Origin of the sequence: Nocardiopsis deserti (genome assembly GCF_008638355.1) — a bacterium.
GTDB lineage: Bacteria > Actinomycetota > Actinomycetes > Streptosporangiales > Streptosporangiaceae > Nocardiopsis > Nocardiopsis alborubida.
On record NZ_VWVS01000018.1, the window covers coordinates 133,468 to 158,168 of the forward strand.

Here is a 24,701-nt window from a genome sequence, read left to right on the forward strand (position 1 = left end):
TAAAGGGTGGTGGACCCGTGCACACTTCGCAGTAACTGTCCCCCCGGCGTTCGGAGGCCAGGAGCGCGGACAGGCGGAAAAAGATTTCTCGGGGCACGTTAAAGGCGACAGCACAGGGAATCACGCGAAAACTTTCACCGTGGCCTGCGAAGATTCGACACCTCGCCTCCCACCTGGGGCTTCATGTCTGCACCAGGGGGACGGAAACCCATCCTTGCATGTGTTTCTCGTCTTCTTTGTCGCGCTCCCCGCGACCCCATCCCACCGAGATCACTTCAATACCCGAATGCTCGAAACATATTCAGGAAAAAACCATACAAAACGACAGATGTTGCAGCTAAATGAATTGCAGCATATGAATTTCTCCCCAAGGCGAAAATGACTTCGCTGTTTCCCTTCATGAAACCAACCACAACAGCCTTTGCCGACTCAACACCCCTGACGATGGTCACGCCTATAGCAGGGGCAGCAAAAAGGAAGCACCAGGCATAATAATAATCTCTGTCAAAATTTGATATAGAAGTCAGTTGAAAAAACTGATAAAACGCTTCTGTAAGTAGTGCTAATGGCATCACATAAAGCGAAGTCAACACCATGTCCAAGAAGAAAATCTCCTTCGCTTCCCGAACAGAAACCCCCTCCTCCCGAGCACGTCTACGCAACCTTACTATGAGAGCACCCAGTCCACCAAGGCCAGGAAACAGCCTTACGTAAATAATCTCCGAAAGACGCCAGATTCCATATTCAAAGAAAATCTTCCTCAAGTTTTCATTTCCCATCACATCAAATCAATTCAGCACCAACACGCCAGCGATTTTACCGGAAACCTTCGCAGGGGCGGTAACCAGGATGCAAGTTCCACTGGTGGGCCTTTTTATCGAGCACCCTTTCGCTTGCGTACCAGGGCACGCTTGCGCTGTTTCGGGGCGAGCACGTCCGAGTCGCTGGCCTTGGCATTGCGCCACCTCAGACAGGCATGCAACTGCTTTGCCTGGACCGTTGGCGATGGTGACCTAGCGCAACGCTCCGGAATACGCCTCGATCAGGTTGGCCCAAGAGGCTTAGGTGGGAGTGAAGCGCAACTCGATCTTGTGCCAGCGTTCCCATGCACAAAGCTGTGGGGCCTTGTAAACGGACACGTTGGCCATTAATCACGTAGGCCAGAACGCCGTCGGCGTATGCAGTCCAGATCGACTTGAGCGCGGTCAACCTGCTCATCTCGCCTTGTGGCAGGGGTTGGCGTCTCACAGCATATCATCGCCCACCGATTAGCAACCGTGGAAGTAGGTGATGCCATGAGTGCGCCAGTAGGTGGACGGTTGCCGTTTTGGGGCTGCCTCGGTGGGCAATGCGCTAGTGTTTTTGACCTTTGGGCGAGGCGAGTCGGCGGGCTCGGACGAGTTTGACCACCGGGTCCCTTCCGGCAAAGGTGGGAAATGCTGTCACACCCCACCCTCACACGGGTTACGGAGCCGCCAAACGTTTCCGGTGAACTCGCTAGGCAGCCCAACTCCACCCTGGATCCTCGACAGCCCTAGCTCCCGTAACAAAATCATGTGCGCCTCCGATCATTCCCGCAGTATCCTGCACCAGACTATCGTAGTACCTGATCGAAGATATATCTCCCCTGAGGCCATTAAATCGATTTCTCACCGCCTGGCTATTCGGCTTCTTTTTTGACGATTTGTAGGAAAAGAAATCCGAAGCATTGCTCCTGATAGATGATCTAGCCAAGAACCTCGCACCCCTGCCAATCCCAAATGGCAAGGCCCCTGCAATATCCCAAATGCCATCTAGGTTGCTTTGACTTGAACTAAGCAACTTGGCGGCTCCGACACCGGCACCAAGAAGAAACCCGGCCCACTGCAGCCCTGGAACAAAACTCATCGCAAACGCTGCATCACCAGCAATATTCCACCAGTTCATACCATCATCAGTGGTGTACCTGTCTGAGAACCAACCGCCGACAGCATCTCCAGCCCGCGAAAGCCATGTGGCATCCTCAATGGCTTCTTCCTTAGGGCTTTTTACAGGACCGTTCCAGTAATTTGCCGGCGCCTTGTAAGTGGGGGTGGACATCAGATAGGGGGACGTTACGTTCGGCCCGTAGTTCATGCGAGTCCAGTTGGTGCGTACTCCACCACCCGGATACACAGTGATGCTGACCGTGATCGAAACCGATGAACTGTTCTTCGATTTCTTCTTCGGCGCCGGAGAATCATAGTAGCCGGTGTTGCGCAGATAATTCTCCCTGGCCTTCATCTGCTGAATGTCCCAGGCAGCGAGACCATTACCGTCCCAATAAGTGGCCGGACTATTGTTAGCGTAGGCATACCCGTTCATCGACTGAGCGTCTGCCAGGTTCAGCAACGGGTCCACCGAGACGAACCTACCCAGCGCCGCATCATAGGCACGCGCTCCGAGCTGGGTCAGACCCGTGGACTCATCCACCGTGCCGTCCACGAACCCACGCTCACCCGGCCAGTCCCCCGCGGCCTCACGGTTCTCACCGAACACGGTCATCCGCCGCTGAACGACCTCTCCCCAGACCGCGTCCACCGCCATCTCACCCGTGCCGTGGTGGTCTGAGAACACCCAGTGCAGATCCCCGTCGTTCTCCCGCACCGCGACCGTCTCGCCCGCGTGCTCGAAGTAGCGCGTGGCCTCCTCGGTCCCTGCGGCGGGGTCCCAGGTCACCTCCATGCCCGGAAGGTACAGGGTGGTGGCCCCGTGCGCACGCCGCAGCAACCGCTCACCCCCGGCGTCGTAGACGTACTCGGTCCTGTCCACACCCTCGGTGACACTGGCCAGCTCGCCCTCGGGGCCCCACTCCAGGACCTGGTCGCGCTCGCCTGTGGTGCGGCGGACCATGTTCCCGGACGCGTCGTAGTCGTAGGAGTGCTCGGTGGTCCCACCGACGCCCTGCTCCTCGACCGCGGCGACCGCGTGGGCCGGGCCCTGCCCCTCCTCGGGGGACGAGTACGAGCGCGTCGTCTGTCCGCCGCCCGGCGCGTACTGGATCTCCTCGACTCGGTTACCGGTCGCGTCGTAGGTGTAGGAGTGCCAGTACGGAGCGGCCCCACCCAGGTTGTCCGCGTCCGGCTCGGCCGCGCAGGCAGTCTCGCCGGTGGCGTCGGGTGTCCACACCTGGTTCAGTCGGCGCAGGTGGTCGTAGTCAAAGCACTGGACGTCGCTGGCTTGCTGCGGATCGGTGGGTTCGTCGTTGATCCGCAGCAGGTTGCCGATGTCGTCGTAGGCGTAGGTCTGCGTGGACAGCGAACCCTCACCGATCTGGGGCACGACGCTGGCCATGTCCAGGCGGTTGGTCTTCTCGTCGAAGTCGAAGGTCTGCCAGGTGCGGTCCGAACCCAGGACCCCGCGGTGAAATTCGCGTTGGACCAGGTTGCCAACCTTGGAGTAGACGGTCTCGGTGATGATGCGGTCGTTACCGGTCAGAGTGGTGACGTTGCCCAGATCGTCATAGTCGTACACAACCGGCTCACCGGGCAGGTCACCAGCCGGTGGCAGTGCTGTGGAGCTGACGCTGCCGTCGGGGTTGTACAGGGTGCGGAACAGGTACGTACCGCCCAGCGCCCCCTCGGAGGCCGGGACGACCACCTGCTGTGCCCTCGGGCGCCCCAGCTCGTCGTATCCCAGGACCTTGGTGGTGTAAGCCTCGCCGCCGGAGTGCCGGGTGGCTGAGGACAGTGCGCCCGTCATCACGGTGTCATAGGTCCAGGACGCCCGCAGGGAACCGGTCGCGGAGCCCTCGCGCAGGTGGGTCTTGCGTCCCAGGGCGTCGTAGGTGGTGTGCAGGGTCCGGCCGCGCGCGTCGGTGCTCGACTCCAGGCGGTCGAGGTCGTCATAGCCGAACGTGGACGTCCCCGTGTCGGGGTCGGACTCGGAGACCTTCCGGCCCAGCAGGTCGTAGGTGTAGTTCCAGGTGTTGCCGCCCGGGTCGGTGACGGTCTCCAGCTCACCGCGTGCGGTGTAGGTGTACAGAGTGGAGTCGTAGTCGCCGACGGGCTCCTCGCCATGGTGCTTGCGCAGCTCCACCACGTTGCCGCGGGCATCGGTGATGGACGTGGTGCCGGTGCCGCCCTCTGGCGTGGTGACCAGGGCCCGGTCGCCATGGTGTTCGGTGGTGGTGCGCCACTGCTCCACGCCCCGGGACATCTGGATGACGTCGGTGGCCCGGTCGGCGCCGTCGTAGACGGTGCGGGTCCAGCGGGGGACCTCGTCGTGGTTGTTGACCACGAACAGCTCCCCGACCGGGTCCTCCTCGTTGTGGTATGGCTCGCGCTCGATCACGGTGTTGCCGCGCGAGTCCAGGAAGGTGTCGGTGATGACACGTCCGCCGCCGGGAGCGGGAGCTTGACTCTGGCGTTGGCGCAGGAAGCCGTCGAGAATCTGGTAACTGGTGGTGTAGTCGCCGTCGGCGTTGAGGCTGTGGCTGACGACCGTGGTGGGCGCGTCCTTGCGCACGTGGTACTCGAACCGCGCGGACGGACTGGCCCCGAGTGAGCGCTTGCGGTCGGCCAGCCACACATCGGTCAACCGGCCCAGGGGGTCGTAGGCCAGTTCGGTGCGGTTGCCGTCTGCGTCGATCTCGGCCACGGGCTGCGAGCGGGCGTCGAGCTCCTCGACAGTGACGTGCCCCAGGGCGTTGGTGGTCTCCACCTTCACGTCGTGCCCGCCGGGGTGGGCGGCGGTGTACTCGGTGGTGGTCGTGTTGCCCTCGGCGTCGGTGGTGGAGACAGCGCGGCCGTACTCGTCGAACTCCGAGGTGGTGACCGTCTGGTAGACGGCGCCCTCGTCGCCGTAGTCGGTGGCCCGCTGGGTCTCGGTCGGGCGTCCCTGGGTGGGGGTCTCACCGAAGCCTTGGCCGTCGTAGAGGGTGCGGATGTCGCTGACGATCTCGTCCGCGGACGGGGCGCCCTCGCAGTCGGCGGCGACAGTGCGGGTGTGGGAGACCAGGCTCAGCAGGTGCTTGTCGGTGTTGCGGGCGTAGGCCGTGGAGGTGCACCGGTCGTCGCCCGCGTCGGCCACGTCGCCCTGGTCGTGGACGCTGTCGACCATGCCGTAGGAGTCGAAGGTGTTGACCGTGCTGGTCTGGCGGAACGAGTCATCGGCCAGCGCGGTGTAGACGTCCGTGCGCTTGGTGTTGGTCATGTGCGCGCCGCGCTCGTCCCAGGAGTGGGAGCTGGTGGCGGTCTCGCGCTTCCACGGGGTGGTGACGGTCCTGGAGACCACCTCGCCGTCCACCCCGTCGCGGACGATCGTCTCGCGGGTCTGGCCGTTGAACACCGGGTCGTCGGTCACGCTGGTGCCGGTGGAGTCGGTGACCTCCGCCGAACGTGTTCCGTCGGGCAGGTGGTCGCCGTCCATGCCCTGGTAGAAGAGATACTCGGTCTCGGTGCGCACCTCGTCGGGGTGGCCGGTGCGCACGATGACCCGCTCGTAGCCGCGCCACTGCGACCAGGTGCGCTTGTCCTCCTCGACGAACCCGTCGTCGTCCATGTACCGCCAGGCGCCGTCGCCCACGTAGTCGTAGCTGGTGATCTGGTCGGGCTGTCCGCCGACCAGGTCGATCTCCGTGAGCTGGCTGACCGGGTACTTGGCGAACCAGTCGGTGATGTCGTCCGCACCGGCCTTGTGGGAGCGGATCACCGGGAAGCACGCCTTGGTGTTCTCGTGCGGCTTGGGGGTGTCGCCCTCGACGCAGGCGGGAGCGGCGTAGGAGACGTCGACCTGACCACCGGTCTCGGTGTACACGGCGGTGACGCGCCACTTGTTCATGGGTGCCAGGCCGTCGGTGGTGGAGTCGACGCGGTTGGGCATCGGTGTTCCGCCGAAGGTGATGGACGGGTAGGCCTCAGTCCCGCCGACGTGTCCGGTGTGGGTGATGGAGTCCAGCCACAGAGCCGGGTCGGTGCCGTCACCCGGCTCGGGGAACGTGTGCTTGAGCTTCCAGGTGTCGACGGTGGTGTACTCGTCTCCGTCATGGACCTGGGTGGTGATGGTGTCGAGCTTCTTGGTGGTCCAGAAGGTGGGCGAGTGCTGCCCCGCGCAGTCGCTCTCGCACTCCTGGTCCAGGGGGGTGTCGGGCCAGTGCTCGGCGTTGTCCTCGGTGCGCTCGTCCTCGGCGCAGTCGAAGCCGTCCTCGGGCAGGCAGCGCTCGGACACGGAGTAGGTCACCCGTGCCGGGGCGGTGGCGTGGGGGTCGTCGTCGCGCAGGCCGTACTCGGTGCGTTTGAGGTAGCCGCCGCGGTCGTAGGGGGTGGCCTCGGACTCGAAGTGGCGGCCGTAGTTGTTGGTCTCCGCCTCGTAGTAGTGGGACAGGGCGTTGCCCTGCACGTCCACCACGTAGTCCAGGTTCCACCGCCAGGCCTGCTGGCACCAGGCGTCCTCGTCGGAGGACTTGTGGCAGGGCTCGCCGGAGTCGTTGCCGTAGACCGGCACCGTCCAGGCCGAGTCGGTCTCCTCGTCGCCGGAGGAGTGGCCGGGCAGGCGGTTGAGGCCGAAGAAGTACTGGGTGCCGTCGGTGGTGGTGACTTTCCAGTGCTCGCCGTCGTTGTCGCCGTTGGTGGTACCGGTCAGCCGCTCGACCTTGGAGCCGTCGTCGTTGCGGGGGGTCCACTCACCGTCGTCGTAGACCAACTCGGTGGAGCGGCCGCCCAGGTTGAGGGTGGCGTTGTGGTGCGACCAGCACTGGTCGGGGGTTTCGGTGTCGTCGTCCTGGCAGGTGATGTAGCGGCGTTCGATGTAGCCGGGGTGGTAGTCGAAGCCCTCGCCGATCCAGGAGGTCTGGTTGTTGGTGTCCGACACGCGTCCGTCCACGGACTGCGAGGAGTAGGACAGGCTGATGTCGGGCTGGAGGCCGCCGGCCGTGTTCGGGGCGGCCATGGGGTAGTTCCAGGAGAAGTCGCCGGTCTGGGGTCCGACGTTCCAGGTGGAGGAGGGGCTCAGCGAGGTGGCGGTGTAGTCACCGGTGCCCTCCTCACTGGCACCGTCAGCCGCCGCGGTGACCAGGACACCCGACGAGGTGGCCGGAACCACCGCGGAGAGGGTCTGGGCCTCGGTGTCGTTGGCCGAGTCCAGGTCATGGGAGGCCAGGCACGTGTCTTCCGCACCCTCCTCGCACTCGGACAGGGCGACCAGGGACAGGCGTGATCCGTAGTCGGCGCCGTAGGCGGTGGCGAAGTCCGCGTAGTCGACCTCCACCCGCACGGGTCCGACCGCGTCGGAGCCGTCGGTGCGCGTCACCCGCAGCGCCAAACCGGAGAGCCCCAGAGAGGACGCCTCCTCCCGGTCCAGGACCTCCACCTCGGCGGCGGTCACCGGCTCCGGTCCGGCCACCTCGACGTTCTCGGGCTCTTCGGTTTCCTCGGTCGGCTCGGGTTGGGGTGCCTCCTCTGAGGGCTCGTCCTCGCCCGCCTCGGTCCCCCCGTCGCTCGGCCTCGGCTCTTCCGGCTGAGGGCTGGGACGGTTCTCATCCCGCGGCTCTTCCGCTTCGGGACCAGACGTCTCCCCCGTGGCCGGGGTGTCGCCGTCCACCTCGGGCTCGGAGGGGAGCCGCCGCTCGTTGCGGGCGCCGTCCGCCTCCTCCGCCGCGGCCTCCTTCTCGTGTTCGGGAAGGGGGGAGGTCCATTCCTCGAAGTCCTCGCCCCCGACCGCGTCGAGCCGCACCACGCCGTTCTCGTCCTCGGTCGGAGCGCCGAAGGAGCGCGCTTCCGCCTCACCGAGGCCGAAGGAGGCTGTTCCCTCCTTCGGCCACTCGGCTGGGTCCAGCGCGGTGACGGCGGCGTCGGCGACCGTACTGTCGGCCTCGATGGCGGCCTGGACGGCGGTCTGGCCGTCCACCGACTCGGCTTCGGCCACATCGGGACGGATGTTGTAGGCCAGGGCCGAGGCGGGCATGGCCGAGGCCAGACCCGCGACCAGGACCAGGGCTGTGAAGGAGACCAGGGGTTTGCGCCCGCGCCGGGAAGCGGGGGCCTGGGGGATGTCAGACACGGCGAACCCTCCCTGCCCGGCGAAGGGTCGCCGGGCAGATCGTGTTTGTCAGGGGGAAGCAGGGGATTCGGTGCGGGGTCAGGCCACGGGGAGGTACCCCCACATGACGTGGTCCAGGTCGGTTTCGGTGAGCACGCCCTGGTACATGTGCACGTCGCTGACCTGACCGGCGAACAGGTCGTCCTCACCCATGCGCCAGGCCCGCCCGATGATCACGTCGTGAGCCGCGTGCCAGGAGCTGTCCCAGGTACCCGTGGCATCCTGGCGTACACCGTCCACGAACAGGATCAGTTCCTGCCTGGTGTGGTCGTAGGTGGCGGCCAGGTGCGTCCACCGGCCGAACTCGGCCGCCTGGTCGGAGATCGCGCGCGACCACGGTCCAGCGTCCGATCCGGCCACGTCCGAGGCGGTGGTCTCCAGGACCCACTTGTCGTCGAACCCGGACTGGTGTCCCAGCAGAAACCCGGACTGGTACTCGCCCGCTTGGGAGACCATCGTGCCGTTGCCCGAGGCCTCGTCCAGGCGCACCCAGGCGGCCACGCTCCAGGACCGGTCGGTGCGGATCGCCGAGTCGGCCCGGATGTGTTCACCCGCTCCGTTGAAGGTCACCCCCGGGGCGAAGGTGACGTCGTTCATGGCGTGGTTCCACGCGGTGAGCGGGTCGGCGTGCAGGGTGCCGTCCAGACCGTGGTCGGAGGAGTCGGTGACCACAGTGCCCTCGGTCTCGTCCAGCTTCCAGCGGCCCTCCAGAGCGGCCGGATGGTTGGCCAGCTCCCACACCTCAGAGTGTGCCTCGGGGTCTTCGACCAGAGGTTCGTCGATGACCACCCGGTCCCACACCCGCACGTCGTCAATCGCGCCGGGCCACGCGTCGTGGAACTGTCCCCTGTACTTGGCGCCACCGATCACCAGGGGGCCTTGCGCGTTCCACGGCGACTCCTGGATGGCCTCGCTCTGGCGCACACCGTCGACGTAGAGGACGAGCTCACCGGTTTCCGGGTCATGGGTTCCCAACAGGTGAGTCCACACACCCGCATCGGCGGGTTCGATCGAATGCGCACGGTTGGCGATGCTGGTCTCGTCCCCATCGAAGGGAGCCTGCTTGAACACCCATTTGCCATCGGCGTTGTGGTCGTAACCGAGGTAGAAACCGCTGTGCCGGTCACCATCCTGGGACACCGCCGTGTGATTGGCCGTGGCCTCATCCAGGCGTACCCAGGCCGACACCGAGAAACCGTCGCTGGTGTCCACCACCGGCTCCGCCGTTCGCAGGTGGGCATCTCCCGTCGGAGCCACCGCCGTGCCCTCCAGCCGGTAGGACTGGCCGTCGGGTGCACCGACCCGGCCGCGCGTCCACTCCAGATCACCGGAGGCCGTGGCGGCACGGTCGGCGTCCATCACATCGGTGGCCGTGGTGCCCTGCCCCTCGTTCAGCGGGAAGTAGGACACCGGGTCCGAGGGCGGTGCCACCGTGAAGGTGTACACCAGGGCACACTCGGAGGAGTTGCCGAACGCGTCGACCGTGCGGGCGTGGAGCAGGTTCGTACCGACGTTGCGCGGGGTAATGGGCACCGTGGTGCTCGCCCCGGCGGAAGCCAGCTCGACCTCGGTGGAGCAGGAGGCGTCGTTGAGGCTGTAGTGGTAGGAGGTGGCGCTCTCCACCCCGTTGTTGGCGAAGGTGAACTCGCCCGTGCGTCCCAGGCTGCCGTGCGCGGTGTCCCCCACCGGATAGTCGGTGGAGGTCACCTCGGGGCCGACCTCGGGCTTGGAGGTGTCGACCTTGATCCAGCACCAGTCCGACCACGGGTACCCCCACTCGGTCTGGTCGTGGGCGATCGCCCGATACCCCAATAGCTCACCCTCGGGCAGTGCTGTCGCGGTCACAGACCGCTCGGAGCCATTGGGCCAGTACCCGACGTTGGCGTAGCTGGAGTCGGCGTACTCGCGCGGCTCGGTGCCGTTGATCCGCCACTCCACACGCAGCTTGAGCTTCTGGCCGCCCCAGGCGGCGCGCGCGTCGTAGTCGCGGATCTTGGCACGGAACGTGGTGGTGGTGTCGTTGATCAGGCGGGGGTCGTCCTTGTCGGTGGAGCACACCCCGCCCAGGGAGTCGGACATGGAGCCAGTGGACACCTGGGAGGGCTTGTTGTTGTAGTCCACCACCAGCACCGGTGGGTCGTCGGTGACGTCGAAGCGCCGCCAAGCGGTGGTGCCCGACTCGTCGCGTTCCTTCAACCGCAGGTAGACGTAGGACTCGTCGTTGTCCGCGCCCCACTGGTAGGCGTCGGTGGCGTCGAACTCCACACCGCTGGTGGACGGGCAGGTGGCCCAGCCTCCGGTGACGTTCTGGGTGTCCAGGTGGTCGCGGACGGTGGGCTGGTTGTTCCAGGTGGTGTTGCTGTTGAACCTGTCGGTGCGATGCAACTGCACGTAGGAGTTGCTGTTGCAACTGTAGGCCCAGTCCACCTCGGTGCGCATCGTGGCCGAGTGGATGGTGGTGGTGTCCTGCTTGATGCGGCCCGGCACGCTGAACTGGAAGAACGCCCGGCGGGTGTAGACACGGTCCCACTCGATACGACCCACGCCCACGCTCGGCTCGTCCGGGTCGTTGAAGTAGCTGGTGGTGGGAAAGGCCTTGTCAACGAAGGTCCAGTTGGGGCGGCTGGCGGTGACCGAGGGGTCGATATAGACCGGGTACTCAGTGGTTTCGTCGGTGAGCATGGCCTGGTCGGGGACCAGGCGCAGGGCGTCGACCTCCACCGTGGTCTCCACCGGTTCGACCTGGGATGTGGTCAAGGGTGCGACGGTCGGGTCCTCGACCTCGGTCGTCTGCTCCTGGCCTGTGGAGTCCCACATGACGGGGGCTTGGGCGGAGAAGACACTCTGCCCGCTCTCGTCGCCCAGAGCGTCGAGGTTGCCGTGCTCGTCCTCGGTCATGGTGACCCCGGTGGTGTCCAGGGCCAGTTCCAGCTCGGCAAGCTCTGGGGAGGCGGCGGCCTCAGGGGTGTGGACGACGAGGACCTGGGTGAAGCCCTCCACCCCGGCGGTCAACACCAGGTCCACGTCGGGCAGGATGTCGGTGTAGGTGGCCTGGGCGCCGTCCAACGTGGGTGTGGGTAGCTCGCCCTCCCAGTCCAGGGTGACGCTGTTGGTGCCCAGCCCGAGGGTGACCATCGGGGCGTCGCCGCCGCCGGAGAAGGCCAGTTCGGTGTTGGTGGCCCGGGGCCGGACGAGCCCGTCCTCGGCGGCCACCAGGGTGGTGTCCACATCCACCCACCCGTCCTCGGAACGCACACGGACCGGGAGAGGGGAGATCTCGGCGGTCAACGTGCCGTCGGGGTTGGCGAAGTGCTGGGTCTTCTCATCCGTCAGGGACGGGATCTCCACCCGTTCCCCGGTCTCGGCGGCCAACGCCAGCGCGTCGAACTCCTCGCCTCCGCCCTGCACGTCTTCACTGGTGGGAGGGGCGGAGGTGTCCTCATCGGCCGCCGCTGGAAGCGCGGTCAGCAATGACAGGGCCAGCGTGGCAGCGGTGGTCACCGCCGCCACCCGGGTCAAGGGGGAGAGCATGGGGGATGCCTGTCTTGTTGTGGTGGAGCACAGTCCCCAAAGGGACTCAGTCACAGCTAATTCAAACCGGACAGAAAGCTACTAGTTACACCTATATCGACACAAGTAACACATAGTAGTTTTCCCACACACCACAGCCGATCCCTGGCCAGGAACACAAAGTGGCTTCGAACCTCCGTGGCCGTGTCCGGCCACGGAGCAAGGAGCAACACCCTTTCTCGCCCTCCTGCCGTCGCGGGAGGGTTGACAGGTACGCCACCAGGCAGCTCAGCCTGCGCCGACGGACGCTTCACCGGTTTCCGGGCGAGGCGTCCGCACGCGGCTCCCGCGACACATGCGTATCAACCTGACGTAGGAGCCTTGCATCTGCCCGCCACATCATGGAGGTTTTCTCCTAGGGCAGACCCGGACGCCGCGCGCGGTGACCGCACCGGAGCGCATCCCTTCCGGCTGCCCCTGTCCGCACGACAGCAGCCGGAAGGAGCCCACGTTGGTGAACCCGGACCCGAGCCGTTCCGCGCTCCCGGCCGCCGGGGGCGCGGCCCTGATCCCCCGCGTCGGCGCCCTGGGCGCCGCCCTCGCGGCGGTGCTCACCGCGTCACTGCTCCATGCGCCGCACACGGCGACGGCGGTGACCGCCGTCCCGGCGACGACCACCTCCGCCGAGCCGTGCGCGGTCGATCCGCAGGCGCCGCCCAAGCGGCAGATGCGCGCCGAGTGGATCGCCTCGGTGGTCAACATCGACTGGCCCAGCGAGCAGGGCCTCTCGCCCGAGGCCCAGCGGGCCGAGCTGATCGACCTGTACGACCGGGCCAAGGCGGACGGGCTCAACGCCGTGTTCGTGCAGATCCGGCCGACCGCCGACGCGTTCTGGCCGTCCCCGCACGAGCCCTGGTCGGAGTGGCTCACCGGCACGCAGGGCGCCGACCCCGGGTACGACCCGCTGGCGTTCGCGGTCGAGGAGGCCCACGAGCGCAACCTGGAGTTCCACGGCTGGTTCAACCCCTACCGGGTGGCCATGCACGACGACCCCTCGCGCCTGGTGGCCGACCACCCGGCGCGGGTCAACCCGGACTGGGTGTTCGCCTACGGCGGCAAGCTCTACTACGACCCGGGCATCCCCGAGGTGCGCGCGTTCGTCATCGAGGCGATGATGCACGCGGTCGAGAACTACGACCTGGACGGCGTCCACTTCGACGACTACTTCTACCCCTACCCGGTGGCGGGCGAGACGGTGCCCGACCAGGACACGTTCGCCGAGTACGGCGGCGGGTTCGGCGACATCGGGAACTGGCGGCGCGACAACGTCAACCGCATGGTGGCGGAGATGGACGAGGCGGTGCACGCCGCCAAGCCGCACGTGAAGTTCGGCATCAGCCCGTTCGGGATCTGGCGCAACGACACCAGCGACCCGAACGGCTCCGACACCGGCGGCTTCGAGTCCTACAGCCAGATCTACGCCGACAGCCGCAGGTGGGTGCGCGAGGGCTGGGTGGACTACATCAACCCGCAGGTCTACTGGGAGATCGGCCTGCCCGTGGCCGACTACGCGGTGCTCGTCCCCTGGTGGGAGCAGGTCACCGAGGGCACCGGCGTACACCTCTACATCGGCCAGGCCGCCTACAAGGTCGGCAACGCGGGCGCCTGGTCCGACCCGGACGAACTCTCCCGGCACCTGGACCTCAACCGCGAGTACCCGGGCGTGGACGGGGACGTCTACTTCAGCGCGAACTCGCTGCGCACCAACGCCAGGGACGCCATGGACGTCGTGGTCGAACAGCACTACGCCCACCCCGCCCTGATCCCGCTCAAGGAGGATCTGGGCGGGGCCGCTCCCGAGCAGCCCGTGGTCACCGCAGCCGCACGGTCCGACGGCGGCACCGAGCTGACCATCCGCCCCGGTCGCGGCGGCAGGCCTACCTACTACGCGGTCTACGCACTGGACGGCGCACCCGGACGGCAGGAAGTCCCGTGCGCCGTGCAGGACCCGCGCGCCATGGTCGGCACGGTGCGCGCGGCCGAGGGCGGGGGCGAGACGGTCTTCACCGCGCCCGGCGGCGGTGACGTGACCTACTACGTGACCGCCCTGGACCGGCTGCACCACGAGAGCACGCCGAGCAACCCGCGGCACGTGCCCTGACGTCGGACGGAGCGAGCGGGGCCCGGCGCATGCGCCGGGCCCCGCGGCCGTTTCCCCCTCCACGTCCGCGTCCGTCCCCCGCCCGGACGACGGACGGCGCCCCGGACCCGCGTCCCCGCCCTGGTCCGCACCGTGGTCGGTCCGTGACACCACGGCGACGGACCGGCGAAGAACGCGCCAACTCCCCCGCCCGGACCTGGCCACGGCGCGCACCGCTGGGCCAGACTCGCCGGGACCGTTCGCTCCCCCGCTAAGGACCGCAGAGGATGACCCTCCCTCCACGCTCCCCCCGACTCCTGTCCCCGCTGCTCGCCCTCGCCGTCGGCGCCGCCCTGCTCTCCCCCGCCCCGGCGGCCTCCGCGTCGCCGCTTCCGGCCGAGACGGCCCCGGCCGTGGCCTCCCCCGTGGACCACGTGGACCCGTTCATCGGCTCCACCAACGGCGGCAACACCTACCCCGGCGCGGTCCGGCCGTTCGGGATGATCTCCTGGAGCCCGACCACCACCCGCGGGGACCAGACCGACACCGGCGCGGCCAACGGCTACTCCTACGACGTCACGCGGGTCCGGGGCTTCGCCCTCACCCACGTCAACGGCGCCGGGTGCCACCCCGGGGCCGCCGGGGACGTGCCGATCATGCCGGTCACGGTGCCCGTGGACTCGTCGCCCAGCGCCGACACCCGCGACGAGGTGTACGCGAGCGACTTCGACCACGCCGACGAGTCCGCATCCCCCGGCCGCTACACCGTGACCCTGGACAACGGCGTGCGCACGGACCTCAGCGTCACCGACCGGGCCGGTGCCGGGGAGTTCGACTTCCCCGAGGGCTCCCCCGCCAGCCTGCTCTTCCGCACCTCCAACTCGCTCAACGGCAGCGAGGACGCCGACGTCCGCATCGACGAGGAGGCCCGCACGGTGAGCGGTTCGGTGCTCACCGGCGCCTTCTGCGGACAGCGCGCCAACGGCGGCGAGAACAACCGCAACTCCTACTACCGGCTGCACTTCACAGCCCACTTCGACACCCCCTTCACCGAGGTGGGCACGTGGGAGGACGACGAGCTGAACCCGGGCGCCACCACCGCCTCGGGCGGTGAGGGCTACGACCGCGACCAGCGGCGGGGCCGGGGCTCGGGCGGCTACGTCTCCTTCCCCGAGGGCTCCGACGTGGGCGTGCGCGTGGGCATCTCCTACGTCAGCGCGGAGAACGCCGAGGCCAACCTCGACGCCGAGATCGCCCCCGGGCAGAGCGTGGACGCGGTGGCCGCGTCGGCGCGCGAGGCCTGGAACCGGCGCCTGCGCACGATCCGGATCGGCGGCGGCACCGATGACCAGCGCACCGCCTTCTACACGGCGCTCTACCACTCCCTGCTCCAGCCCAACCTGGTGAGCGACGTCGACGGCCGCTACCCGGGCATGGACGGAGAGGCGCACCGCGTGGCGGACGGACAGGGCGCCCAGTACACGAACTTCTCCGGCTGGGACCAGTACCGCGCGCAGGTCCAGCTGCTCGCGCTGCTGGAGCCCGAGGTGGCCGGGGACTTCGCCCAGTCCCTGCTCAACTTCTCCGAGCAGAACGGCGGCGTGTGGGACCGCTGGGTGCACGTCAACGGACCCACGCACGTGATGACGGGCGATCCCTCCGCCGCGACGCTGGCGACGTTCGCCGCGATGGGCGTGGACGGGTTCGACGCCGAGACCGCCTACGCGTCCCTGCGGACCCAGGCCACCGAGCCGCACCCCGACGGGCTGTCCGACGCCGGATGCCCGGGCCAGTGCGAGGGCCAGCGCCCGAACCTGGAGCGCTACCTCGAACTCCACTACGCGCCGCAGGACGAGTGCCACTGCTGGGGCGGGGCCGCGGAGACGCTGGAGGCCTCCGTGGCCGACAACGCGCTCGCCCAGTGGGCGGAGCGCCTGGGGCGCGGGGACGACGCCGCGATGTTCGCCGAGCGCGGCGGGTACTGGCGCAACGTCCACAACCCCGAGGCCACGCCGGAGGCGGGCTACGCGCAGGCGCGTAACGCCGACGGGTCCTGGGTGACCCCCTTCGACCCGGGGCGCGACACCGGGTTCGCGCAGGGCACCAGCGCGACCTACACGTGGATGGTGCCGCACGACGTCGGCGGCCTGGCCGAGGCGATGGGCGGCCGGGAGACCGCTGCCGGACGCCTCGACGGGTTCTTCCGCACCCCCGACGGCGCGTGGTCGGTGGGCGGCGGCGACCCGCTGCGCTACGACCCCACCAACGAGCCGGGCATCCACGCCCCGTGGATGTACAACGCGCTCGGGCAGCCGTGGAAGACCCAGGAGACGGTGCGCGAGATCGTGGACACCCAGTACGGGACGGGGCCGGGCGGCCTGCCCGGCAACGACGACCTGGGCACGATGTCGGCCTGGTACGTGTTCTCGGCCCTGGGGCTGTTCCCGCAGGCGCCGGGGCGCGGCGAGCTGCTGTTGTCGGCCCCGGTGTTCTCCTACGCCAGGATCGCGCCGGGCGGACGCGAGCCGATCACCGTCGTCGCACCGAACGCCGGGCCGGACACGCCCTACATCGGTTCGGTGCGCCTGGACGGGCGGGAGCACACGCGCTCCTGGCTGCCGGAGTCCTTCCTCAGCGAGGGCGGACGCGTCACGCACGTGCTGGTCAGCGAGCCCAACACCGCGTGGGCGACCGCTGCGGAGGACCTGCCGGTCGACCACTGAGGACGCGGGCGGGCGCCGCGCTCTCGGGTGCGGCGCCCGCCCGCGACCGGGTCTCCGGACGGGGGCGGCGCCCGCCCTGGCCCGCACACGACCGGGTCTCCGGACGGGTGTGGTGTCCGTCCCGACTCGCACACGCCCGCGTCTCCGGACGGGGGCGATGCCTGCCCGTGATCGGATTCCGAGCGAGCGCGGCGCCCGCCCCGCCCCGCACGCGACCGGTTTCCGGAACGGTCGTGGGAACCGCCCGTGGCCGTCGCGGGGCCCGGCGAGCGCCGGACCCCGCGGCCGCTCACCCGGCGGCGTGCAGCGGGCGGGCGCGCAGGGCCGCGACGGCCGGGACCAGGCTCGCGAGCAGCCCGATGGCCACGACGGCACCGGCCAGCGGCAGGTACTGGTCCAGGGGGACGGCGAGCACCACCCCGCCGCCGGTGAGGGCGTGGCCCGCGGCGGCCACCCCCGCCAGCGCCGTGGCGGTGCCCAGCGCCACCCCCGCCAACGACACCGCCAGGGCCTCCCCCGCGACCATGCCCGCGATCTGGGCCCGCGAGGCCCCCACCAGGCGCAGCAGGGCGAAGCTCCGCGCGCGGGCCGAGACGGAGACCACGAGGGCGTTGACCGCGCTCACCCCGGCGAAGCCCGCCACCAGGACCACCATGAGGTGGGTGATCCACGCGTCCTCCTGGCCGATCCGGGCCTGGGTCGCGATGTGCTCGGCGCGGTCGGCGACCCGGAGTTCGGGCCCGGCGTCGATCGCCTCCTCCAGCAGGGAGGCCGTCTCCCGGGCGTCGGCCGAGGGGTCGAGCGCCACGTACAGGCCGTTGTACAGGGTGTCGAGCATCCGGGGCGCGACGGCCGCCTCGGGCAGCAGGACGTCGGGGAAGTCGAGCCCCGCCCGGTACAGGACCGACACCCGGGCCGTGAACCCGGTGCCGTCGGGGCCGAGCAGCTCCACGGTCTGCCCCGCCCGCCACCCTTGGCCCCGGGCGGTGTCGGCGCGCACGGCGACGCCGCCGGGGCCGAAGTCCTCCCACGCGCCGCCCTCCACCGCCAGGTCGTAGACCCGCGGCACAGTCCCGGGTTCGACCAGGTGGGTGGTCAGGTACGGCCCGCCCGCGGAGGTGACCGTCTGGCGGTAGCCCCCGGCGGTGGCGACCCCGGGCACGTCCTCGGCGGCCTCCGCCGCGGACGCGGGCAGGCCCACGCCCAGTGCCCCGGACACCACCAGGTCGGCGGCCAGGCGCTCCCCGTAGGCGCGCAGACGGGCCTCGGTGGTGGTCGTCTCCTGGAAGAGCAGCAGGCACGCGACCGCCGTCGTCACCAGCAGGGGCGCCATGACGCCCGCCACCCGGCGGACGTCGGCGCGCGCCTCCCGGTCGGCGGCCAGGGAGGCGGCCCTCCTGCGGGTGAGCGGGCGCAGCAGGAGCAGAGCCGCGTGGACCAGCGCCGGAGAGAGCAGGACCGCGGCGGCGACGAGGAGCAGCGCGGCCGAGACCGCTGCGGTCACCGCCACCACGGTTCCGGCCAGGCCCCAGGCCGTCGCGAACAGGGCCGCGGCACCGCACAGGACCACGGCGCCGAGCACCAGCCGGGCCCGGGAGAAGGGAGCGGGTTCGACCTGCGCCGCGCGCATCGCCTCCACGGGCGCGATCCGGCCCGCGGTGAGGGCGGGGCGCCAGGAGGCCGCCAGCGGCACGGCCAGGGCCAGCGCCGCGCCCGCCGCGAGAGCGGGCCAGCCCAGGACCGGTTCGAACCCGTCCGGCAGCGTCCCCAGTGTCGTGAAGAGCCTGGTCAGGAGTAGTGCCAGCACCGTACCCACGACGCAGGACAGCGCGGCGGCCACGCACCCCAGGACCAGGGCCTCCCCGACGACGAGTCGGCGCACCAGCCCCGGCCGGGCCCCGGCCAGGCGCAGGAGGGCGAACTCCCGGGCGCGGTCGCGCACGGTCAGGGAGAGCAGGCTGGCGACCGTCACCGCGGCCACCGCCAGCGCCAGCGCGGCCATGGTGCCCAGGAACCGGCCCATGCCCGAGGCCAGGTCCCGGTTCTGCCCGTCCAGCGCGAGCGCCGTGGAGCGTTCGTCCCCGGTGAGCGCCCGGGTGCCGGGCGCGGCCTCCTCGACCGCCCCGGCCAGCCGGTCGGGGCCGGTGCCCTCCTGCGGCCAGAGCGCGGCCAGAACCGGGTCGCCGCCCCGCCGCGCGGCCTCGGCGGGCGAGAAGAACAGGGCCCGGTCCGGGGCACCGCCGCGCTCGACGGTTCCGGTGACCAGCGCGTCGGCGAGCCCGTCGGAGGTCAGGACCCGCGCGCGGTCGCCGGGCCCGAGCCCTGCGTCGGCGGCGGTACGGGTGTCGAGGACCACCTCGCCCCCGCTCTCGGGGGCCCGTCCGGTCGCGGGCGTGAGCCCCTCGGCCTCGGCGAGCGCCCAGGAGTGGCCGAAGGAGCGGTCGGAGTGGCCGCCGAGCGTGCGGTCGGCGGTGACCACGTAGGCGGAGAAGGGCGCCTCGGCCGCCGTCCGGCGCACGCCGGGGAGGCCCTCCAGTTCCGCCACGGTCTCCGGGTCCAGCCGAGGCGGTTCCCCCAGTGGGGAGGCGGTGATCCCCGCCGCGGCCTCCCCGGGGACGGCCGTCACCACGACCGGCGCCCGCGACAGCCTCCAGGACGCCCCGGCGCCCTCGGCGGCCACCCGCTCGGCCGAGTCCTGGAGGGCGAGGACGGCCGTGGCCAGCCCGGCGCCCAGGGCCACGGTCAGGACCGCCAGGGCCAGCTGGCGCGCCCGGTCGGCGGCGCCGCGCAGAACCATCCGCATCACGCGGCACCGCCTCCCCCATCGCCCGGGGCCGCCTCGTGGTGGCGGGGATGCGGCGGTCGACCGGTCAGCGCCCCGGGTGACGCGGTGGGCGCCGTCGCAGGTGCGCCCGTACACGGCCCCGCGGGTACCGCAGCGGGCAGCGCCACGGTCACGCCGTGGTGCCTCGGGTGGTTCACCGTTCCTCCAGACGCCGGATCCAGGCCAGGACGGAGTCCGCGGTGGGGTCGGCCAGCTCCCCCTGGACGAGGCCGTCGCGCAGCATGAGCACGCGGTCGGCGCGGGCGGCGGCGACCGGGTCGTGGGTGACCATGACGACGGTCTGCCCGTGGTCGGAGGCGGCCCGGCGCAGCGCGTCCAGGACACCGGCCCCGGAGCGGGAGTCGAGGTTGCCGGTGGGTTCGTCGGCCAGGAGCACGCTCGGCCGGTGCACCAGGGCGCGGGCGACGGCGACGCGCTGCTGCTGGCCCCCGGAAAGTTCGGAGGGCCGGTGGCCGAGGCGGTCGGCCAGGCCGAGCGAGTCCACGAGGTGGTCGTGCCACGCCTCGTCCCGGGGAAGGCCGGACAGGCGCTGGCCGATGGTGATGTTCTCCCCCGCGGTCAGCGACGGGAGGAGGTTGAACGACTGGAAGACGAATCCGAACGCCCGCGCGCGCAGCCGGGTCAGGGCCGGTTCGGCGAGTCCGGTGATCGGCTGGCCCTCCACCGTCACGGTGCCCGCGTCGGGGCGCTCCAGCCCCGCCAGGCAGTGCAGCAGGGTGCTCTTGCCCGAGCCGGAGGGGCCCATGACCGCAGTGAAGCCTCCCCTGGGAAAGGCGGCGTCCACCCCCGCCAGCGCGTGCACGGGAACACCTCCCCGCCTGTGGGTCCTGGTCAGACCGGACGCCCGCAACGCGTGGGGGGTGGCGTCGGCTCCGGGCCGGTCCCGGACGTATCCGCCCATGGCGAACTCCGCTCGTCTCGTCCTGTGGAGGGGTGTCGGCACGGTGTCCCGCCCCCGTGCAAGAGCCAAACACGGGGGCCGGTCCGCGTCACGGGGCCTGGACGGAGGTTCGATGGTGGGGCTGCCCCCACCCCCGGAGACCGACCGGGGCACGGGGACGGGCTGCGCGGGCGGGCCTCGTCAGCGGTGCGGACGCGGATCTCACCGACGGGTCCGGCGGCACCGGCGGGCAGGGTCCGCGGGCGGGGCACGCGGCCCCGCTCCCTCTCGACGGCCGCGTCCCCTGGTCGCGGTGTCCGGGCGTCCCTATGCTCTGCCGGGGCCGCCTGTCTCCAGGAGGCGGACAGAGATGAGGGGGGTCCGTGACGGACGGATACGACGTGCTGGTGGTGGGGGGCTCGGGCGTCGACACGATCGTCCGGGTGGACGAGCTGACCCTGCCCGGCGGGGACTCGGTGTTCGTCCCGCCGGTGGTCGACTACGTGGGGCACACCGGCAACGGGGTGGCGCTGGGATGCCACACGCTGGGGCTGGCCACCAAGTTCATCGACTACCTGGGAGACGACGCCCAGGGCCGGATGGGGCTCGACTCCTACGCCGAGCGGGGGCTGGACTTCAGCCACACCGTCTCGCCGCACGGCACGCCCCGGGGCGTCAACCTCGTGGACCGGAGCGGGCGCCGCTTCTCCTTCTACGACGGGCGCCACCCGGGCGACCTGCGGCTGCCCCCGGAGTTCTACCTGCCCTTCGTGCGACGGGCCCGGCACGCGCACCTGTCGATCACCGGCCACAACCGGGACATGTACGGGGACCTGGAGCGCCACGGTCTCACCACGTCCACGGACCTGCACGACTGGGACGGGACGAACCCCCACCACCTGCACTACGCGCTGCGTTCGGACGTGGTGTTCATGAGCGCGGCGAGCGTCCGCGACGGGGTCGGGGACGTGCTGCGCGACGTGGTCGGCCGGGGGCGGGCCCGGGTCGCCGTCGCCACCGACGGTGAACGGGGCTGCCACGTCCTGGAGCGGGGCTGGGACGCGCCGCGCGGCTTTCCCGCGGTGCGGCCGGACCGACCGGTGGTGGACGGCAACGGCGCGGGGGACGCGTTCGTGGCCGCCTTCCTGCACGCCTGGCTCGGCGGGGAGCCCGTGGAGCGGTGCGTCCTGGCCGGTGCGGTGGCGGGGGCCTTCACCTGCGGCAGCGCGGGAACGCACACCGAACTGATCGACCTGCCCACGCTGCGCCGTCTGTCCGAGGACGCCGAGTACGAGCTCGCCTGAGGGGCGGCCGGAAGTGCTGCCGGTGGGGCGTGCGGGGCGGGCCCGTGGGCCTTGACGGCCACAGCACCGGCGGCGGGGCCGGTCCCCGCCCGGCGCCCGCCCTCCGAACGGGCGCGCGCAGGATCCACGCGCGTCTCGCGGTCGCCCCGGCCGCCCCGCACGACCCCGGTCACCGGGTCGCGTCGGGCGGCGGGCACGGCGCGGCGCGGCGCGTAACGTGACGTCATGGACATCGATCTGCGTACACGTACGGCCCTGGTGACCGGCTCGACCCAGGGCATCGGCCTGGCGATCGCCACGGCGCTGGCGCGCGCCGGGGCGACGGTGGCGGTCAACGGGCGCGGCGAGGAGAAGGTCGCCCGCGCGGTGGAGGCGATCACGGAGCGGGTGCCCGGGGCCGAACCGGTGGCCGCGGTCGCCGACGTGACCACCGAGGAGGGCGTCGGGCGGCTCCGGGAGCTGCTCCCCCGGATCGACGTGCTCGTCAACAACCTCGGGGTCTTCGGCGCGCAGGACGCGCTCGACATCCCCGACGAGGAGTGGCGTCGCTACTTCGAGGTCAACGTTCTCTCCGCCATACGCCTGACCAGGGAGTTCCTGCCCGGGATGACGGAGCGCGGGTGGGGCCGGGTGCTCAACATCGCCAGCGACTCGGCGGTGGTGATCCCGGCCGAGATGATCCACTACGGCGTGTCCAAGACGGCGCTGCTGGCGGTCTCGCGGGGGTTCGCCAAGGAGGCCGCGGGCACGGGGGTGACCGTCAACTCGGTGATCGCCGGACCCACCCGCACCGGCGGTGTGGAGGACTTCGTCTACCAGCTCGTCGACCGGAACCTGCCCTGGGAGGAGGCGCAGCGGGAGTTCATGCGCCTGCACCGGCCGCAGTCGCTCCTGCAACGGCTGATCGAACCCGAGGAGATCGCCAACATGGTCGCCTACCTGAGTTCGCCGCTGGCCTCGGCCACCACGGGGGCCGCCGTGCGCGTGGACGGCGGGTACGTCGACTCCATCCTCCCCTGACGAACGCGGCCGGACGCCGGGCGCCCGTTCCCGGCGTCCGGGCGCGGCGCCGCTCTCAACCGGTCCCGTCCACGGACCGGTGGAGCCGGTCGGCGAGCGCCGCCGTGTGGCGCGCGAACTCCGGCGGACCCTCGACCGTGAAGGGCAGGCCGGTGAGGGCGAGGACGACCGCGAGCCACTCGTGGGAGTCCACGCGGGCGGTGTAGCGCGCCCGGTCGGGGCCGACCGCCTCCAGGTCACCGTCGATCCGGGAGATCCGCGCCGCCACCTCGCCCGCCGAGGCGCCGAACAGGACCGACACCGTGTGCCGGGCGTCCCCTGACCCGAAGCCCCGCTCCAAGTGGTCGGCCAGCGGTTCCCCGGGCAGTTCCCGGCGGGTGAAGGGCGCCCTCGTGGGGGTGACCCCGGTGATCCGGTCGAGCCGGAAGGTCCGCCAGTCGTCGCGCTCGCGGTCCCAGGCGAACAGGTACCAGCGCCGCCCGGACAGGACCAGCCGGTACGGGTCCACCTTGCGGCGGAGTTCACCGCCGTCGCCGCCGCGGTGGAGCATCCGGACCCAGTGCCCGTCCGCGACGGCCTCGCCCAGGTCGGTGAGGACCCGTGTCCGCACGCCCGGCCACACCCGCCGCTCCGGTTCGACCGCCGCGGACAGGGCGCCCGCCCTGCGTGCCAGGCGCGAGGGCAGCACCCGGCCGAGCCGGGCCAGGGCGCGCTCCGCGCTCTCCTCCACGCCCTCCACCCCGCCGAGCCCGGCGGCGACGATCCGCAGGCCCAGGGCGGCGGCCACGACCTCGTCGTCCTCCAGCAGCAGGGGCGGCACCGCGCGGCCCGCGACCAGCCGGTAGTGGCCTCCGGGGCCGCGGAGGCTCTCCACCGCGTAGCCCAGTTCGCGCAGCCGGTCGATGTCGCGGCGCAGCGACCGCGGGCTGACCTCCAAGGCCTCGGCCAGGTCCGTGCCGGGCCAGGCCCTGCCGGTCTGGAGCAGGGAGAGCAGGCGCAGCATCCGCGCACTCGTGTCGGCCATACGCCCCATTCTCGTCGGGGTTGTGGCCGGATTCCGACCGCGATCCCCCTGGTGCGGCGCTGCGGAAGGCGCCGAGGCGCTCGGGCGGTCGGCCCCGGCCCGGCCCGCGCGCTCCATTCTCGGATGCGTGGAGCCGGGAGGAGCTGGAGGGTCAGGCCGTCAACGCGGGGTTGGGCCCCTCAGGTCCGTGTGGCGGGGTCCTCCCCCGTCAGCGGGGCGACCATGCGCGCGAACAGCTCGCGCGTGCGCTCGGGAGCGGCCGAGTTCAGGGCCGGGGATCCCACGACGGAGCGCATGACGCCCAGGCCGAGCAGGAGCGCGCCGAGCATCTCGGCCCGCAGTTCGGGGGAGTCGCCCGGAAGGCGCTCGGCGAACCGGTTCAGGTAGCCGTCGCAGACCTGGGAGCGCAGCTGCTCACGGACGTCGCTGCGGCCGGAGGAGCGCAGCATCACCAGGAGCGGGTGCTCTCCGCCGTAGGCGTCCCAGTCGGCGAAGACGACCTCCTGGAGCAGCGTGTCGGCCAGGTCGGCGACGGAGCCGTCGGTGCGGTCCTCCGCCCCACGCGGGACCTCCGGCCGCACCGCCTGCGCGTACAGCTCCTTCTTGGAGCCGAAGTAGCGGAAGACGAGGGCGGGGTCCACGCCCGCGTCGGCGGCGATGTCCCTCACCCCCGTGCCGTCGTAGCCGTGCCGGGCGAAGCGCAGTCGTGCGGCGTCCAGCAGGGACGCGCGGGTGGCCGCCTTGTCGCGGCGTCTGGTCGGGGTCATGGAAGTCAGCATAAGTCATCAGTCGTTGACTTAGTGGGGGGATGCGCCTAGTGTTTGTCACCACTTGATGACTTGAGCGGATGGGCGGACGGATGCGCACCTACGTGATCACCGGCGGCACCGACGGCATGGGCCGGGCGCTGGGAACGCTCCTGCTGAGGCGCGGGGACCGGGTCCTCGCCGTGGCCAGCGGACGGGCCAAGGGGGAGGACTTCCTGGCCGAGGCGCGGGCGGCCGGGGCTGGGGAGCGCGCCGAGTTCCTGCGCGCGGACCTGAGCACCGTCTCGGGCACGGACCGCGTGGTCGAGGAGGTCCTCGCCAGGACGGACGGCCTGGACGGCCTGGTCCTGGGCGCCCAGCGGTTCCGCCCCCGGAGGGAGGAGACCGCGGACGGGCTGGAGGCCACTTCGCCCTGGCCTACCTGAGCCGCTTC

The 24,701-nt window shown here is 70.5% G+C and carries 12 protein-coding genes; 5 read left to right on the forward strand and 7 right to left on the reverse strand.

What is annotated here, in order from left to right:
* Positions 1 to 275: 275 nt before the first annotated feature.
* The 3 genes from FYW99_RS24510 to FYW99_RS24520 all read right to left on the reverse strand — a co-directional run bounded on the left by FYW99_RS24510 (position 276) and on the right by FYW99_RS24520 (position 11,586).
* Positions 276 to 779 (reverse strand): hypothetical protein, encoded by a 504-nt coding sequence (locus FYW99_RS24510; RefSeq protein WP_150254386.1) that lies wholly within the window; start codon positions 777 to 779, stop codon positions 276 to 278.
* A 718-nt stretch (positions 780 to 1,497) separates the two neighbouring features.
* Complete coding sequence (locus FYW99_RS24515) at positions 1,498 to 8,016, reverse strand: RHS repeat domain-containing protein (protein ID WP_150254387.1); 6,519 nt, start codon at positions 8,014 to 8,016, stop codon at positions 1,498 to 1,500.
* A 78-nt stretch (positions 8,017 to 8,094) separates the two neighbouring features.
* Positions 8,095 to 11,586, reverse strand: coding sequence for a LamG-like jellyroll fold domain-containing protein (locus tag FYW99_RS24520; RefSeq protein ID WP_150254388.1), 3,492 nt, complete (start codon positions 11,584 to 11,586; stop codon positions 8,095 to 8,097).
* 493 nt (positions 11,587 to 12,079) lie between these two features.
* Between FYW99_RS24520 and FYW99_RS24525 the strand changes: the two genes are divergently transcribed.
* Together FYW99_RS24525 and FYW99_RS24530 are read left to right on the forward strand one after the other, a co-directional pair.
* Positions 12,080 to 13,726, forward strand: coding sequence for a glycoside hydrolase family 10-like protein (locus tag FYW99_RS24525; protein ID WP_150254389.1), 1,647 nt, complete (start codon positions 12,080 to 12,082; stop codon positions 13,724 to 13,726).
* Between the two features lie 266 nt (positions 13,727 to 13,992).
* On the forward strand, positions 13,993 to 16,428 hold the full coding sequence (locus FYW99_RS24530; RefSeq protein ID WP_150254390.1) for a GH92 family glycosyl hydrolase: 2,436 nt from the start codon (positions 13,993 to 13,995) through the stop codon (positions 16,426 to 16,428).
* Between the two features lie 289 nt (positions 16,429 to 16,717).
* Here the strand turns inward: FYW99_RS24530 and FYW99_RS32875 are convergent, their stop codons facing one another.
* Both FYW99_RS32875 and FYW99_RS24540 read right to left on the reverse strand, forming a co-directional pair.
* Positions 16,718 to 19,231: an ABC transporter permease gene (locus FYW99_RS32875; protein ID WP_263364092.1), complete on the reverse strand. Its 2,514-nt coding sequence runs from the start codon at positions 19,229 to 19,231 to the stop codon at positions 16,718 to 16,720.
* A 175-nt stretch (positions 19,232 to 19,406) separates the two neighbouring features.
* Positions 19,407 to 20,174, reverse strand: coding sequence for an ABC transporter ATP-binding protein (locus tag FYW99_RS24540; protein WP_150254392.1), 768 nt, complete (start codon positions 20,172 to 20,174; stop codon positions 19,407 to 19,409).
* 362 nt (positions 20,175 to 20,536) lie between these two features.
* Here FYW99_RS24540 and FYW99_RS24545 point away from each other — a divergent pair, with 362 nt between their 5' ends.
* Both FYW99_RS24545 and FYW99_RS24550 read left to right on the forward strand, forming a co-directional pair.
* Complete coding sequence (locus FYW99_RS24545) at positions 20,537 to 21,457, forward strand: carbohydrate kinase family protein (protein WP_150254393.1); 921 nt, start codon at positions 20,537 to 20,539, stop codon at positions 21,455 to 21,457.
* A gap of 225 nt (positions 21,458 to 21,682) precedes the next feature.
* Positions 21,683 to 22,477 carry an SDR family NAD(P)-dependent oxidoreductase gene (locus FYW99_RS24550; protein WP_150254394.1) on the forward strand — a complete coding sequence of 265 codons (795 nt, stop codon included), beginning with the start codon at positions 21,683 to 21,685 and terminating at the stop codon, positions 22,475 to 22,477.
* Positions 22,478 to 22,532: 55 nt separating this feature from the next.
* On the opposite strand, the gene FYW99_RS24555 is transcribed toward FYW99_RS24550, so the two are convergent.
* Together FYW99_RS24555 and FYW99_RS24560 are read right to left on the reverse strand one after the other, a co-directional pair.
* A complete protein-coding gene (locus FYW99_RS24555; RefSeq protein ID WP_150254395.1) occupies positions 22,533 to 23,501 on the reverse strand; it encodes a helix-turn-helix transcriptional regulator in 969 nt (322 codons plus the stop codon).
* A gap of 179 nt (positions 23,502 to 23,680) precedes the next feature.
* The gene (locus FYW99_RS24560) at positions 23,681 to 24,268 is read right to left on the reverse strand and encodes a TetR/AcrR family transcriptional regulator (RefSeq protein WP_150254396.1); all 588 of its coding nucleotides are present in this window, start codon (positions 24,266 to 24,268) and stop codon (positions 23,681 to 23,683) included.
* A 92-nt stretch (positions 24,269 to 24,360) separates the two neighbouring features.
* Here FYW99_RS24560 and FYW99_RS24565 point away from each other — a divergent pair, with 92 nt between their 5' ends.
* Positions 24,361 to 24,693, forward strand: coding sequence for an SDR family NAD(P)-dependent oxidoreductase (locus FYW99_RS24565; protein ID WP_190394791.1), 333 nt, complete (start codon positions 24,361 to 24,363; stop codon positions 24,691 to 24,693).
* Positions 24,694 to 24,701 lie beyond the last annotated feature (8 nt).

Coding starts and splice junctions, on each gene's coding strand:
- FYW99_RS24540 (WP_150254392.1), bottom strand. CDS start 20,174: ATGGGCGGATACGTCCGGGACCGGCCCGGAGCCGACGCCACCCCCCAC.
- FYW99_RS24510 (WP_150254386.1), bottom strand. CDS start 779: ATGGGAAATGAAAACTTGAGGAAGATTTTCTTTGAATATGGAATCTGG.
- FYW99_RS24560 (WP_150254396.1), bottom strand. CDS start 24,268: ATGACCCCGACCAGACGCCGCGACAAGGCGGCCACCCGCGCGTCCCTG.
- FYW99_RS32875 (WP_263364092.1), bottom strand. CDS start 19,231: ATGCGGATGGTTCTGCGCGGCGCCGCCGACCGGGCGCGCCAGCTGGCC.
- FYW99_RS24550 (WP_150254394.1), top strand. CDS start 21,683: ATGGACATCGATCTGCGTACACGTACGGCCCTGGTGACCGGCTCGACC.
- FYW99_RS24530 (WP_150254390.1), top strand. CDS start 13,993: ATGACCCTCCCTCCACGCTCCCCCCGACTCCTGTCCCCGCTGCTCGCC.
- FYW99_RS24555 (WP_150254395.1), bottom strand. CDS start 23,501: ATGGCCGACACGAGTGCGCGGATGCTGCGCCTGCTCTCCCTGCTCCAG.
- FYW99_RS24565 (WP_190394791.1), top strand. CDS start 24,361: ATGCGCACCTACGTGATCACCGGCGGCACCGACGGCATGGGCCGGGCG.
- FYW99_RS24520 (WP_150254388.1), bottom strand. CDS start 11,586: ATGCTCTCCCCCTTGACCCGGGTGGCGGCGGTGACCACCGCTGCCACG.